General features: G+C 66.7%; 9 protein-coding genes and 1 pseudogene. 7 read left to right on the top strand and 3 right to left on the bottom strand.

Annotation, left to right across the window (positions count from 1 at the left end):
• The first annotated feature begins 12 nt into the window (after nucleotides 1-12).
• Genes QM572_RS08470 through QM572_RS08445 form a run of 6 tightly spaced genes read left to right on the top strand, consistent with a single transcriptional unit; the run spans nucleotide 13 to nucleotide 8,931 of the window.
• Nucleotides 13-1,836 (top strand): N-6 DNA methylase, encoded by a 1,824-nt coding sequence (locus QM572_RS08470; RefSeq protein WP_415092018.1) that lies wholly within the window; start codon nucleotides 13-15, stop codon nucleotides 1,834-1,836.
• The gene (locus QM572_RS08465) at nucleotides 1,833-3,083 is read left to right on the top strand and encodes a restriction endonuclease subunit S (protein WP_415092016.1); all 1,251 of its coding nucleotides are present in this window, start codon (nucleotides 1,833-1,835) and stop codon (nucleotides 3,081-3,083) included. Before QM572_RS08470 ends, QM572_RS08465 begins: the two co-directional genes overlap by 4 nt.
• A complete protein-coding gene (locus QM572_RS08460; RefSeq protein WP_415092014.1) occupies nucleotides 3,080-6,025 on the top strand; it encodes a type I restriction endonuclease subunit R in 2,946 nt (981 codons plus the stop codon). Before QM572_RS08465 ends, QM572_RS08460 begins: the two co-directional genes overlap by 4 nt.
• Entirely contained in the window at nucleotides 6,025-6,354 is a 330-nt protein-coding gene (locus QM572_RS08455) for a M48 family metallopeptidase (protein WP_415092011.1), read from the top strand. The genes QM572_RS08460 and QM572_RS08455 overlap by 1 nt, the downstream gene beginning before the upstream one ends.
• Nucleotides 6,351-7,580 (top strand): AAA family ATPase, encoded by a 1,230-nt coding sequence (locus QM572_RS08450; protein WP_415092009.1) that lies wholly within the window; start codon nucleotides 6,351-6,353, stop codon nucleotides 7,578-7,580. Before QM572_RS08455 ends, QM572_RS08450 begins: the two co-directional genes overlap by 4 nt.
• Entirely contained in the window at nucleotides 7,570-8,931 is a 1,362-nt protein-coding gene (locus tag QM572_RS08445) for a hypothetical protein (protein ID WP_415092007.1), read from the top strand. The genes QM572_RS08450 and QM572_RS08445 overlap by 11 nt, the downstream gene beginning before the upstream one ends.
• A 39-nt stretch (nucleotides 8,932-8,970) precedes the next feature.
• On the opposite strand, the gene QM572_RS08440 is transcribed toward QM572_RS08445, so the two are convergent.
• Complete coding sequence (locus QM572_RS08440) at nucleotides 8,971-10,377, bottom strand: hypothetical protein (protein WP_415092005.1); 1,407 nt, start codon at nucleotides 10,375-10,377, stop codon at nucleotides 8,971-8,973.
• 107 nt (nucleotides 10,378-10,484) lie between these two features.
• Here QM572_RS08440 and QM572_RS08435 point away from each other — a divergent pair, with 107 nt between their 5' ends.
• Complete coding sequence (locus tag QM572_RS08435) at nucleotides 10,485-12,485, top strand: thioredoxin domain-containing protein (protein ID WP_415092003.1); 2,001 nt, start codon at nucleotides 10,485-10,487, stop codon at nucleotides 12,483-12,485.
• 130 nt (nucleotides 12,486-12,615) lie between these two features.
• Here the strand turns inward: QM572_RS08435 and QM572_RS08430 are convergent, their stop codons facing one another.
• Together QM572_RS08430 and QM572_RS08425 are read right to left on the bottom strand one after the other, a co-directional pair.
• Complete coding sequence (locus QM572_RS08430; RefSeq protein WP_415092001.1) at nucleotides 12,616-13,842, bottom strand: kynureninase; 1,227 nt, start codon at nucleotides 13,840-13,842, stop codon at nucleotides 12,616-12,618.
• Nucleotides 13,839-14,560 (bottom strand): annotated as a pseudogene (locus QM572_RS08425) (hypothetical protein); the annotation flags it as partial. The gene QM572_RS08430 and the pseudogene QM572_RS08425, both read right to left, overlap by 4 nt.

Here is a 14,560-nt window from a genome sequence, read left to right as displayed (position 1 = left end):
AACATAACACACATGACAGATGCATCGGCCGTTCCTACCCTCCTTCAGGCTATTCGCGCCTCGCTTGATCTGACGCAGGCTGAGATGGCTGAGCGGATCGGGGTTTCGTTCGCCACGGTCAACAGGTGGGAGGGCGGAGCCAACAAGCCGCAGCGGGCCCAGCTGGCCAAGATCACGGCGCTGGCCGAAGAGGCCGGCGTCGACCTCAGCGATGCCCCGGTCACGGGCGGCGCGGTTGTGAGCCGTCGTCGTGGCCGTCAGGCCAAGTCGGCGACCCCGACCACCAAGCCGATGGAGCAGATGCTCTGGGACGCGGCCTGCTCAATTCGTGGGGAGAAGGATGCGCCTAAGTTCAAGGACTACCTGCTCCCGCTGTTGTTCCTGAAGCGCCTATCGGACGTCTTCGATGACGAGATCGACCGCCTCGCCGAGGAGTACGGCGACCGCGAGGTCGCCAGCGAGATCGCCGACAACGACCACAGTCTCCTCCGCTTCTACCTCCCGCCCGAGGCTCGGTGGGCAGTCATCAGCGGCCGGGCCCAGTACGACTGGCCAGACGACGAGCGTGGTCGCTCGACCCGCCCCCGCGACGTTGGCGAGCACCTGACCAAGGCGGTGCGTGCAGTCGTCCGCTACAACCCGACGCTGGCAGGCGTCATCGATGTCGTCGACTTCGCGGCCGAGCGCAACGGTGAGCGAGACATCAACCCTGCCAAGCTCAACGGTGTCGTCGAGACCTTCTCTGATCCGCGCTACCGACTCGGCCTCGCTGATGTGCAACCCGACTTCCTAGGTCGCGCCTACGAGTACCTCCTCCGCAAGTTCGCAGAGGGTTCCGGCCAGAGCGCTGGCGAGTTCTTCACGCCGACCGAGGTCGGTTTCCTTATGGCCCGGATCTTGCGCCCGAAGCCAGGCCAGACCTGTCACGACTACGCCTGCGGATCGGCCGGCCTTCTCATCAAGCTGCAGCTCGTTGCCAACGAGCTCGATCCGACCGCCAAGGTGCCGCTGAAGCTCTACGGGCAGGAGCTCCAGGCCGAGAGCTATGCGGTCGCGCGGATGAACGCGATCATCCACGACATGGACGTCGACCTCCGGCGTGGCGACACGATGATCAATCCGAAGTTCCGTACGCCGTCGGGTTCACTCGACCGGTTCGACCTTGTTGTCGCCAATCCGATGTGGAACCAGCCGTTCGGCGCCAGCATCTTCGAGGACGACCCGTACGACCGCTTCATCAAGAACGGCGGTGCAACTTCGGGCAAGGGTGACTGGGCGTGGCTCCAGCACACGTTGTCAGTCCTCAAGGATGCGGGGCGTGCGGCCGTGGTCTTGGACACCGGCGCTGTCACTCGCGGCTCCGGCTCGAAGAACGAGGACAAGGAACGCAACATCCGCAAGTGGTTCGTCGATCAGGACCTCATTGAGGGTGTCATCCTCATGCCGGACAACCTCTTCTACAACACCACCGCCGCGGGCGTGATCGTGGTGCTCAACAAGCGAAAGCCCGAGTCCAAGAAGGGCAAGATCGCGCTCGTCAATGCCAGCAAGCGCTTCACGAAGGGCAAGCCCAAGAACCACCTTGCTGACGATGACGTCGCCGATCTCGCGAGGCTCTCCAACTTGGGTGAGCCCGTTGAGGGTGAGGTTGCGGTCATCGACACCGCGCAGGCTGCTGACGCGGACTACAACCTCAGCCCCAGCCGATGGGTCACCGCTGCTGATGCCGCCGACCATCGAGACATCAGCGAACTCGTGGCCGACCTGCAAGCGCTTTCTCTGGATGCCGCCAGGAACGATGACGCCCTCTTCGCACTCCTGAAGGAGATCCAGTGAGCGTTGTCGTCCAGACCAGGCGGCTGGGTGACCCCGAGGTGGCTGAGGTCATTCTCGGCCAGTCGCCTCCTTCAACCACCTACAACGCGCATCGCGAAGGTCTCCCGTTCTACCAAGGGAAGGCTGACTTCGGACTCGTGCACCCAACTCCGCGAGTCTGGTGCACACAGGGCAGCAAGTTCGCGAAGCCTGACGACGTTCTGATGTCAGTTCGTGCGCCTGTCGGCGACGTGAACATGGCTACGGAAGACGCCGTGGTGGGGCGTGGCGTGTCAGCAATCCGAGCCGCAGAGGGAGTCGATCCGTGGTACCTGTACTTCGCGCTTGGGTTCATGAAGCCAGCGCTTGAGGCGCACGCGACCGGATCTACTTTCGCAAGCGTGAACGGAGCCACCCTGCGCGACCTTGAGATCCCGTTCGTTCCGTTCGATCACCAAGTCGCGATCGGCCGGACGCTGAGGTTGCTGTTGACGCAACTCCAAGGGGAGGAGACTGCGCTCAAGGCGACCGCGGAGACCAAGGCCGCAGCGATGAAGCGGTTGTTCTCGCAGGGACTGCGGGGGGAGGCGCAGAAGGAGTCGGAGATCGGCCCGATCCCCAGAAGTTGGGACCCCGTTCCATTGGGCGGCCTCGGTCGGATCGGGAACGGGTCGACCCCCAAGCGGTCCAACAGCGACTACTGGGAGGGGGGAACGTTTCCCTGGCTCAACAGTGCGAAGGTCTACGACCGCGACATCCGGGACGCAGACCAGTTCGTGACGGACGTCGCGCTTCAAGAGTGTCATTTGCCCGTGTTGAAGCCAGGAGCCGTGCTTGTGGCGATCACCGGACAAGGCAAGACCCTCGGCAATGTCGCTGTGCTGGGCGTCCAAGCGACGATCAACCAACACTTGGCCTACCTCCAGACCGATCTAGAGAAGGCGGTGCCGAAGTTCGTACGCGCGTATCTAGAGACCAAGTACGACTACCTGCGCTCTGTCGCGTCAGGTGGAGGCAGCACCAAGGGAGCGCTGACGTGCGGGTTCCTGCGAGCGATGACCGTTCCAATGCCGCCAACCATCGATGAGCAGCAAGCGATCGTCGACGTGCTCGATGCCGTCGATCGGAAGATCGACCTGCACCGGCGAAAGCGCGAGGTGCTCGAGCAGCTTTTCAAGTCGTTGCTGCACAAGCTCATGACCGGCGAGGTGTCTGTCGACGACCTCGACCTGAGTGCGCTTCCAAAGCTCGCGAGGAGCGCCGCATGAGCCAGATCAAGATCTCCGAAGCCAAGTCGGTGCAGTTCCCGATGGTGAAACACGCCTCCGCTGTCGGGTGGGAGCAGCTCACGCCCGAAGAGGCCGAGGGGATGCGGCGCGGCCGAGCGAACATGCTGTTCCCCGAGGTGCTGGAGGACAAGCTGCGAGAGTTCAACTCATGGCTGACCGAGGATCAGGCCCGTGCGATCGTCGAGAGCATCGAGGCGCTCCCGGCGACGATCGAGGGCAACCGGGAGGTGCTTCGGTGGCTGCGCGGGGAGCGCCAGTGGAACGATGAGAACGAGCAGCGTCACCGCCCGGTCCAGGTTGTCGATTACGTGTTCCCGGACCAGAACGCGCTTCAGGTCACCTGGGAGTGGAAGATCGAGCCGCCGGCACGCGCCAAGGGCAACCGCGCCGATGTCATGTTCGTCGTCAATGGCATCCCGGTCACCATCGTCGAGCACAAGAACCCGAAGGATCGCGACGCTCTGACGAAGGCGGTCACCCAGCTTCGGCGCTACGAGAAGGAGACGCCCGAGCTCCTCACCCAGGCGCAGCTCCACAACGAGACGCACCTGATCGACTACTGGTACGGCGTCACTTGGAACGTCAACCGCCGGATGCTCTTCAAGTGGAAGCACACGAGCGACGAGTCCTACCGCGACGCGGTGCAGGCGTTTTTCGAGCCACGCGACTTCCTGCGCACCCTTCGCGAATGGGTGCTCTTCTACGTCGAGGACGGCGAGACCCGGAAGTCTGTCCTCCGCGAGCACCAGCGTGGGGCTGTCGACGCCGTTGTCGAACGCTGCGCCGACTCGACCAAGAACCGTGGGCTGATCTGGCACACCCAGGGTTCGGGCAAGACATTCACCTTGCTGACCGCGGCCCAATTGATCCTGAGCCAGAAGGATCGTTTCAAGAACGCGACCGTCATCCTTGTCGTCGACCGCACTGAACTGGAGGGCCAGCTCAAGGAGTGGGTCGACAGGCTCCTTGGCGAGATGCAGGCCAATGACATCCCGGTCCGGCGGGCCAACAGCAGGGACGACCTGCAGGACATCTTCGACTCAGACTTCCGCGGGCTCGTGGTGTCGATGATCCATAAGTTCGACACGATCCGGAAGGACAGCTCTGACCGGGACAACATCTTCGTGTTCATCGACGAAGCTCATCGCTCCGTCGCTGCCGACCTCGGCTCCTACTTGATGGCCGCCGTGCCGAACTCCACCATCATCGGCTTCACTGGAACTCCGGTCGGGGGCACGCAAGGCGGTGGGTCGGGATCGTTCCAGATCTTCGGCGCCCAGGACGAAAAGGGCTATCTGCACAAGTACTCGATCATCGAGTCCATCGACGACGAGACGACGTTGCCGATCAAATACCTGCTTGCTCCGTCGACGATGTCCATGGAGCCCGAGGACCTCGACGAGCAGTTCTACGCGCTCGCCAATGACGAGGACATCACTGACGTTGAGGAGCTCAATAAGGTGCTTCAGCGGGCCGTCGGCCTGCGTACGTTCCTCGGGGCAGACAGCCGTGTGAGGCAGGTGGCCGAATTCGTCGCCAACCACTTCAAGGAGAACGTCGAGCCGCTGGGCTACAAGGTGTTCCTCGTTGCCGTCGACCGGGAAACGTGCGCCAAGTACAAGCGTGCGCTTGATGAGCTACTTCCATCCGAGTGGTCCGAGGTCGTCTACAGCAGAAACCCCAACGACGTGGTCGACCGACCTGACGTCTACGACCTACAACTCTCTGATGACCGCGAGAAGGAGGTGCGGCGCCAGTTCAAGAAGGCTGACCAGCGGCCCAAGATCCTGATCGTCACCGACAAGTTGCTCACCGGATACGACGCGCCGGTGCTGTACGCGATGTACCTCGACAAGCCGATGCGCGACCACGTGCTGCTCCAGGCGCTCGCGCGCGTGAACCGCCCCTACGTGGATGGCGAAGGTGTGCAGAAGAAGGTCGGACTCGTCGTCGACTTTGTCGGCATCCTCAAGGAGTTGCACAAGGCGCTGCGGTTCGACTCGGCCGATGTTGAGGGCGCGTTGGAAGACCTCGACGTCCTGATGGCAGATCTGCTGGTCAAGATAGACGTCGCCTCAACCGAGTACCTCCAGGTGGAGGGCGGTCAGGGTGCTGATGAGCAGTTGGAGAGTCTCGTCTACGGCAAGTTTCTCACCGAGGAAGCGCGTAAGGAGTTCTTCGACGCCTATCGCGACATCGAGTCGCTGTGGGAGATCCTGTCACCGTCGGCAGAGCTGCGCGACCACATCGCGACGTACAAGCGGCTCTCCATGTTGTACGCCGCAGTCCGCAACGCGTACTTGGATGCTGGCGGGTTCACTGCCGACCTGGAGCACAAGACGAAGCGGCTGATTGAGGAGAGCGCGACACAGGAGGGCCTCGGGCGGTTTACCAAGGTCGCCACCTTCGATGTCGACACCTTGGAGGCGCTACGGAACGACGACGGTCCGCCGGAGGAGAAGGTCTACAACCTGCTGCGTGGCTTGCGGAAGGAAATGGAGGACAACCCCGCTGCTGCCGTCGTGCTTCAGAGCATCAGGGACAAGGCGGATCGCGTCATCCAGGACCTCGAAGAACGCAAGGTCAACGGCCTCGCGGCTCTCGACGAACTCAAGGCCATTGCTGAGGAGAAGGATCGGCTGCGTGAGTTCGCGAGGCAGGCTGGACTTTCCGATCGAGCCTTCGGCGTCTACGCGGCTCTGAGTGCAGAACCGGCATTGAGCGGGCTCAAGGTCGACATCCAGCACATCGCGACGACCATCGAGATCGCGGTCGACCAGTTCCCGCACTGGAAGCAGAACCCGGACGAGCGCCGCCGCCTCCGTAGTGGCCTCTACAAGCCGCTGCTGGACAAGAAGGTTCCTGCGAAGGCGTGCAACGAAATCATCGAGAACGTCATGAACGTGCTGGAGAAGGTCTGATGGCGCGCCCCAAGATGATCCTGACCGCTGACCAGGTGCTCACCCGCAAGGCGATGGCCTGGGCGGCGAAGATCCGCGTTAACCCCACCCGAGTGGTGATCGCTAAGCTGGAGACCAAGTGGGGTTCGTGCGCCCCTGACGGTGTCGTCACCCTGGCCGGAGATCTCGTCGACATGCCTGAGGAGTTCCAGGACTACGTCGTTGTCCATGAGCTTCTGCACCTGCGCTATCGCTCCCACGGCAAGGCCTTCACGGCGATGATGACCGCTCTCGTCCCAAGCTGGCGAGAGCTGGAGGCATCAAGTCCAGTGAGGGAGGTGCGCAGGTGAGCGAGGCGGGCAACGTCGAGGGGCGTTGGGACGGGCATCTGATAAAGGTGCTCGAGGTGCTCGATGGGGGCGAGGCGTTCCTAGGCCGCACTTCGAACGGTGGCACTGCCAGATTCTCGCTGGGACAACTGGCCGACCTTCAGAGGGGCTCCGTTGTCTTCGTGAGTGAGGACAGATGGGAGGTAGTTCCTGAGAGTGCCTGGCCGGAGATTCCCGAGGTAGCAATCATCCGAAAGATTCTCGATGACGGACTTCTTATCGAGTACGGCGCTGGGATTCGGTTCGTGCCCGGTGAAGCTTCTGTCGAGGTCGCCGTCGGCAATACGGTTCAGTTCAGCGAGGTCGATGGCGTGCTGCGGGTCTTCGATCAGGGTCCGGTCAGGTACCGAGATGAGGGCGTCGGAGACGACAGCATTGACGAGTATCTGGTCCCTGCTGGCGCTGACGGCCCAACGTTCGCCTCGTTCGCTGGCTACCACGAGGTTCGCCAGCGTGCCGTTGAACTGATCGAGACCCAACTCAAGAACCGCGAGCAGTTGTCAGCCATCGGTGCCCGCCCTGTGAAGGGGATCATCTTCACGGGCCCTCCCGGAACCGGCAAGACCCATCTCGCGCGCGTGATCGCCCACGAGTCCGGCGCTTCCTTCTATCTGATCAGCGGGCCCTCCATCGTGAGCAAGTGGGTCGGCGACAGCGAGCAAGCAATCCGACGGATCTTCCGCGCAGCGGCCAAGAAGGACAGCGCGATCATCTTCTTCGACGAGATCGACAGCATCGCCGAGCGCCGCACCGAGGAATCCCACGAGGCGTCCAGGCGACTCGTTGCCCAGCTCCTGACAGAGCTCGATGGCTTCGATCAGGGCGGCTCGAACCTCATCGTGATCGCGGCCACCAACCGCATCGAGAGCGTTGACGAGGCACTCCTGCGACCGGGGCGGTTTGACTGGGAAATCGCGTTTGGCATGCCAACCGCTGAAGACCGATTGGAGATCCTGCAACTCGGCGCTGGCCAGATGAAGACCGAGGGAGTGCTCGGGCTGGAGATGGTGGCGGCTGCCAGCGACGGGTGGTCTGCGGCACGGCTTGCGTCGCTCTGGACGGAGGCAGCCCTCCTGGCGGCCGGCGATGGCCGCAGGGCGATCGTTGATGAAGACATTGCCCAGGCGTTCGAGCGAGTAGCGCGGCGGCCGGTGCGAGAGGCGAAGGGAGCCTCCAATGGCGCTTAACGATTGGTGGCGTCGCTTTCGGGATCGAAGGCGAGCGAAGCGGGCGAAGAAGGTCATCGATACTGCCCGCCCTCTTCGCGAGTTCGTGTACCTCGATGAGGTCAGCCTGACGAGTCTGCTCGTGTCCCAGCGGGACACGATTCCCGAGCATGTTACGAGCGGCAGGTCCGTATCCGAACAGGCCGAGATGTCAGCAAAGGCATCGGTAGGCGCCGTCGCCGCGAAGGCCGAGAGCGCAACTCGCTATCAGACCGCGAACTCAAGTTCTGTCGAAAGTTCTCGCAAGGCAGTGGTCCAGACCCTGTTCAACGAGCTACGCGATGACGCCAAGCTGCCGATCGCACTGCGCGACGACGCGGTCGGTCCAGTGTCTATTCCAGTCGACAGTGCCACCGAAGATGGCGGACATCGCGGGTGGCGTGGCGAAGACTTGCTGCGTGGACAGCTGATCGAACTAGAGGTCGTCCTTGAGGTTGACCCGGTGTTCAAACTCGGGACGATGGTGTCGGAGTTCTCCGCCATGGCTGCCGAGTACCCGCAGATGGCGGGCCCTGCAGGGCTCGCCATGCTCGATGAGATCGAACCCGTGAAGAAGGTCCTCGATCGCCTCCTCGCCGGGCTGATCCCCATCAGGGCAACTGCATGCAACTTCGTCGTGGCCACCGTAGACGGGCATGAGTACGTCGTCCGGTCCAGCACTGCAAGTGAACTTGGCGCCCCCGTTCGCCCGCTCGAAATCGTCGGCGTTACGGAGCACATTGGCTACTGGAAGGACATCCGGCGCGTTCTGTTCTCGTCGGGCCAGTTCAAGCTCTTGTGCCGGGTCGCGCGGCCGGGCCTCCACGAAACCTGGACCCCAGTCAAGGTCGCTCACCTGTTTGGCGACGTCGCCCCAAGCCTGGTGGACCAGATCGACACGCTGAGCAAGGCGGGCACCACGGGACTTGATGGACTTGCTACGGGGCAGTCGCACCTCGCCCTTGTGCGGGCGCTCGCAGCCTATGCAGATCAGATCGCTTCGATGACCAAGCAGGACCGCCGGCCATCAGCGGCGGTGGAGCTCATCGAGATTGCCGCGCGAGTTTCCGACGAAGCATCGCCGAGCGCGCAGCGGCAGGCGTTCGCTGCGGTGCGCGAACTCATCGTTGCCGGAAACCCAGACAGCGCGCCGACACCCGAACAAGACCTTGATGCCCGCCGGATTGCACGGCAGCTCGCTGGTCTGCCCGTCCTGCCGGGCGGTTCTGTAGTCGCAACGGCCGACAGCACGCCTGAGCTCGTTGCGGACGCCCCTGGTGATACCGACGTAGCCAAGCTGATCGACGTCGAGGTCGTTGCCATCTACTGGTGACAAGTTTGGCGCGATGCGATCTCCGCGTAGCGGAAGGCCTCATCGCCTGGCGAGCTTGTCGACCGAGTCTCGGAGGGCGTCCTCGCCAGCGCGGACGTAGTGGTTCAGGACGGTGGTGAGCTTATCGCCGAGGTACTGAGCGACGACCTCCCACGGTTCGCCAAGCTCCTCGTGGAACCACTTGGTGGCCGCGTGGTGGCGGAGGTTGCGGTAGACGATCGTGCGGGGCCAGGCGTTGTCTGGGTCGTTCTCCTCAACCCACGCGCGCACGCGGTGCCAGCGCTCGTTGTGCATCTCGGGCTTTACGGGCAGGCCGGTGACGGTGTCGACGAAGAGCCACAGCTCGTCCTTGGGTGGCACCGGGTAGTTCCACCAGGCGAGGCTGCGGTCCCTTTCCCGCTGCGCGAGTGCGGCCCGACGCTGGCGTTCCTCTTCCTGGGCGTTGAGCATGCGCTGCAGCGCCGCGTCCGCGGGCAGACCCAGGAGCACCGCGACGCGGGGGAGGAGCTCGCCGCGCATCAGCGAGTTCGGAAGCGGGACTTCGTGGAGGGTGTGGTTCTTGACCGGGCCGCGGAAGCCGGGCGCCCTTCTCGGGGTGATCCAGGAGCCGTTGACGTGGACGTAGCCCTGGTCGAAGAACACGTCAATTGCGCGCAGCGCGTTCTGCTCGCCGAGGCGCAGGCCGCCGAAGCCGGCGAGGCGGATCTTCGTGCCGAACAGCGGCAGCCGGGTCATCAGCGGATCCGTGCCGTCGGGACCACACAGGCGATCGGCTGCCGCGGCCATCGCGCGCACCTGCCTGGTCTCGGGACGCAGCCGCGGGTCGACGTACTGCGCCGTCGCTCCGTGATGCACGGTCGCTCGCCCGATCTCCAAGCCGTCGAGAGGGTCGACCGCGCGGTCGAGCCATCCCAGGCGCCAGGCGAGCTTGCGCATCGCGGCGAGCTGGCCACGGAGATCCTCGCGCCCGCGCTGGGAAAAGAGTGTCTTCGATCCCTTCTCCATCACCTTGCGGCTGTGCTCGACGCGCCACTTCGTCACCGGCACGTCGCCGATGGTCGGGAGGATGTGGGCGTTGAGCCGGGACTCGCGCTGCTCCATCGTCCGCGGCTGCTTGCCACGCTCGATCGAGTCCTTGAGGTACTCCTCGCCGAGCATCCGGATCGTTCGCGCCGCGCGGATATCGGCGCCGACGGGCGTCTCCGACTCGGTGTCCAGCGCCGCCTCGGCCTGGGCGAAGATCCGGCGCGCCTCCTCCTCCGACGCGGCCCGGCGCAGCACTCGCTTCCACGGCTCGCCGTCTCCGGCGGGCGCCTTGAAGAACACCTGGTACTTGTTCGAGCCATTGGACGGGGCGTAGAGCCGCACCCGCCATGGACGCGAGCTGCCTTCCGTCGTACGCGGCTTGCCCTGGGCGAGCAGCTTGGGTTGAGAACGTGTGGCCACCGAGACCCTCCTACGCTGGATGAACCATCGTACGCTGGTTTCGTGCATCACTCTCGTGCATCACTCGACCAAGTGATGCATCTGCCACTCGTCAGGAGTCACAGGAAATGGCGAACCGACTGACCTCGGCAACTAGCCCGTACTTGCTCCAGCACGCTCAGAATCCGGTGGACTGGTGGGAGTGGTCGCCTGAGGCGTTCGAGGAGGCGCGCCGCCGCGACGTCCCGGTCCTGCTGTCCGTCGGGTACGCCGCGTGTCACTGGTGCCATGTGATGGCGCATGAGTCGTTCGAGGATGAGGCGACGGCGGCGTACATGAACGAGCACTTCGTCTCGATCAAGGTCGATCGGGAGGAGCGGCCGGACGTGGACGCGGTCTACATGGCCGCGACGACGGCCATGACGGGGCAGGGCGGGTGGCCGATGACGGTGATCCTCGACCACGACGCGGCGCCGTTCTTCGCCGGCACCTACTTCCCGCCGCGGCCGGCGCAGGGAATGCCGGCGTTCACCCAGGTGCTCCAGGCGCTGAGCGAGGGATGGACCCACCGGCGCGGTGAGATCGACCAGGTGGCGGCGTCGGTTCGCGACCATCTCTCCCGTACGACGTCGCCGACCGCCCCGCACGCCGACATCGACCTCGTGGCGGCCGTGGAGACGCTCGCCGAGCAGTTCGACCCGATGGCGGGAGGCTTCGGGGGAGCGCCGAAGTTCCCGCCGTCGATGGTGCTGGAGTTCCTCCGGCGTACTCCTGGCGACAAGGCCCGGATGATGCTCGACCGCACGGTGAGCGCGATGGCGGGCGGCGGCCTCTACGACCAGATCGGCGGCGGCTTCGCGCGCTACGCGGTCGATCGCGGCTGGGTGGTGCCGCACTTCGAGAAGATGCTCTACGACAACGGCCTCCTGCTCGGGCTCTACGCCCGGCTCGGGAGCGACCTCGGCGACCGGATCGCCGGGGAGACGGCCGACTTCATGCTCCGTGAGCTGCGCACGCCCGAGGGCGGGTTCGCCAGCGCGCTCGACGCCGACAGCGAGGGGGAGGAGGGCCGGTTCTACGTCTGGACGCCGGCCCAGCTCCGCGAGGTGCTCGGCGACGAGGACGGCGCGTGGGCGGCCGAGGTCTTCGGCGTGACGGACGAGGGCACCTTCGAGCACGGCACCTCGACACTCCAGCTGCGGCATGCCCCTGAGGACCGGGCGCGTCTCGCCGACGTCCGAGAGCGGCTGCTGGCTGCCCGCGCCGCCCGGGTCCGGCCGGCCCGCGACGACAAGGTGGTCGCCGCCTGGAACGGCCTCGCGATCGGCGGTCTTGTCGACGCCGGGCTGCGGCTGGGCCGCCCCGACCTCGTCGAGGCGGCCGTCGTCGCCGGCGAGCTGCTGCTCGACGTCCATGTCGAGGGGAGCCCCCACTCGACGGGCGGGGAGGCCCCAGTCGGCGGGGCGGGAGGCCCCCTTCGGTTGAGGAGGGTCTCGCGCGATGGCGTCGCCGGCCCGCACGCGGGAGTGCTGGAGGACTACGGCTGTGTCGCGGAGGGCTTCCTCGCCCTGACCCGCGCGACGGCCGACCCGCGCTGGCTCGGTGCGGCGACCGAGCTCATCGACACCGCGCTCCGGCTCTTCGGGGCCGACGACGGCGGCTTCTTCGACACCGCGAGCGACGCCGAGGCCCTGCTCACCCGACCGCGCGACGCCGCCGACAACGCCAGCCCGTCGGGCACGAGCAGCATCACCGGCGCGCTCGTGACGGCTCATGCGCTGACGGGGGACAGGAGCTATCGCGAGCGCGCCGAGGCCGTGCTGGCCACCGTCGCCGCACTCGCGACGAAGGCCCCTCGCTTCGCCGGCCACAGCCTGGCCGCCGCGACGCTGCTCGAGGCCGGTCCGGAGGAGATCGCCGTCGTCGGCACTCCCGGGCCCGACCGTGACCGCATGGTCCGCGCGGCGATGGCGCGCCCCGGCGGCATCGTCGCGGTCGCCGACGGGCCGGCGCCGGACATTCCGCTCCTCGTCGACCGGCCGGCGGTGGAGGGGTTGCCGACGGCGTACGTCTGCGAGGGCTTCGTCTGCCGGGCCCCCGTCACCGATCCGGCCGCGCTCGCCGGCTGACGCCTCGCCCGCGTAGCCCCGCAAATGCGCGATTCGGTACGGCGTGTCGCGGACGCACCCGGCGTGTCATCACGCAAATGCACGATTCGGCACGGTGAGTCGGAGGCCGGCGAAGCGGGCCAGGAGCCTGCTAGGGAGCGGCGGCGGCGTGCAGCAGCTCCGCCACCACCGTCAGGCTGTGGGCCACCTCGGCGAAGCTCGTGCTCAACGGCGACAGCCCGATCCGCAGCCCGCGCGGCGGGCGGAAGTCGGGGATCACACCCCGCTCCCAGAGCGAGCCCAGCAGCCCCTGGAACGACGGGTGGTCGAGGGTGACGTGGCCGCCGCGCGCCGCCGGGTCGCGCGGCGATCCGAGCTCGACGCCCAGGGGCGCGAGCAGCTCGTCGTACGCCTCGATGACGAGCTCGGTGAGCAGCACCGACTTCGCGCGCACGGCCGCCATCCCGGCGCGCTCGATCAGGTCGAGCATGTCGCGCATCGGCAGCATCCCCACGATCGGCGGGGTGCCGCTGATCAGCTGCCGGATCCCGGTGGCGGGCACATAGGAGGGCGCCATCGCGAAGGGGTCGGCCGCCCCCATCCAGCCCTGCACCGGCTGACGGACCGCGCCGTGCAGCGACCGCGCCAGGTAGCCGAACGCGGGCGCGCCGGGCCCGCCGTTGAGGTACTTGTAGGTGCAGCCCACGGCCAGGTCGACGCCGATGCGGTCGAGCTCCAGCTCCACCGCGCCCACCGAGTGGCACAGGTCCCACAGCATCAGCGCGCCGGCGTCGTGGGCGGCGGCCGTGATCGCGGGCATGTCGGCGACGAAGCCCGACCGGTAGCTCACGTGGCTGAGCAGCACCAGCGCCGTCCGGGGACCCGCGGCGGCGCGCACCTGGGCGGCCGACGGACCGGTCCGCGGGTCGGTCCGCAGCCACACGATCTCCAGCCCGCACTCGGCGGCGACGCCCTCGAGCACGAACCGGTCGGTGGGGAAGTTCTCGGTGTCGGCGACGACCTGGTCGCGGCCCGGTCGCGCGGCCACGGCGCCGCGGACCAGCTTGTAGAGCATCACGGTGGTCGAGTCGGCGACGACGGTCTGCCCGGGCGCGGCGCCGAGGGTGATGCGGGCGATGGCGTCGCCCAGCTCCACGGGCGCGTCCATCCAGCCGGCGTCCCACGAGCGGATCAGGCCGGTGCCCCAGTCGCCGTCCACGAACGACCCGAGCCGCGCTCGGGTGGCACGCAGCGGCCGGCCGAGCGAGTTGCCGTCGAGATAGGAGCTCACCTGCGGGGGCAGGACGAACTCGGCCCGGAGGGCGGCCAGCGGATCGGCGGCGTCGAGGGCCTCGGCCCGCTCGGCGAGGGTCGTCATCGGTCCTCCGCAGGGGTCGTGCCGGTCAGGTCGACGAGCCGCCGGGCCCCCGCCAGCCAGGCGATCAGCTCCTCGGCGTCCCGCGGTGGCGGGGCGGTGCTCGCCAGCATCCGCTCCGCGCGTACGCCGTCCGGCGACCCGCCCGCGGCCACGCCGGTCATCGCGAGCAGCAGCTCGTCGATGCCCAGGCCGGCCTCGGCCAGGGCGCGGATCTCGGCCGGGCTCGGTCCGACGGGCGTGGGCCCGTTGCCCATGTCCGTCCCGTAGCGCACCGTCCCGCCGACGGCGCGGAAGCGCCGGACGTTCTCGATCGCGCACCGCCGCTCGGCCGCGCCGTGGATGGCCAGCGTCGAGATCCACGTCATGTGCCGACCGCGCTCCAGCACCTCGCCGGAGAGCGGCTCGGTCCAGGGCGCGTGCACCAGCACGTCGGCGCCGGCGTCGATCGCCCGAGCCGCCTGGCCCGGCCCCTCGGCGTGCACCGAGACGGTCAGGCCCCGCGCGTGCGCGGTGGCGACGAGCGCGCGCAGCGCGTCCTCGCCGAGCAGGGGGAGCCCGGTGTGCAGCACCACCTTGAGCGTGTCCCAGCCGGAGGCGACCGCCGCCTCGACCGCGCCCGCCGCGTCGGCGGCGTCCTCCACCGGCCGCACGGCGTCGGCAGGAGCCCACGAGCGCCCCGTCGGGTAACCGCCCGGAGCGGTGTGGAACGGCCCGGCCG

Source organism: Nocardioides sp., from assembly GCF_047607365.1.
Taxonomy (GTDB): Bacteria; Actinomycetota; Actinomycetes; order Propionibacteriales; family Nocardioidaceae; genus Nocardioides.
This window is presented reverse-complemented; position numbering and strand designations above follow the sequence as displayed.

Coding starts and splice junctions, on each gene's coding strand:
- QM572_RS08430 (WP_415092001.1), bottom strand. CDS start 13,842: ATGACGACCCTCGCCGAGCGGGCCGAGGCCCTCGACGCCGCCGATCCG.
- QM572_RS08455 (WP_415092011.1), top strand. CDS start 6,025: ATGGCGCGCCCCAAGATGATCCTGACCGCTGACCAGGTGCTCACCCGC.
- QM572_RS08470 (WP_415092018.1), top strand. CDS start 13: ATGACAGATGCATCGGCCGTTCCTACCCTCCTTCAGGCTATTCGCGCC.
- QM572_RS08435 (WP_415092003.1), top strand. CDS start 10,485: ATGGCGAACCGACTGACCTCGGCAACTAGCCCGTACTTGCTCCAGCAC.
- QM572_RS08445 (WP_415092007.1), top strand. CDS start 7,570: ATGGCGCTTAACGATTGGTGGCGTCGCTTTCGGGATCGAAGGCGAGCG.
- QM572_RS08460 (WP_415092014.1), top strand. CDS start 3,080: ATGAGCCAGATCAAGATCTCCGAAGCCAAGTCGGTGCAGTTCCCGATG.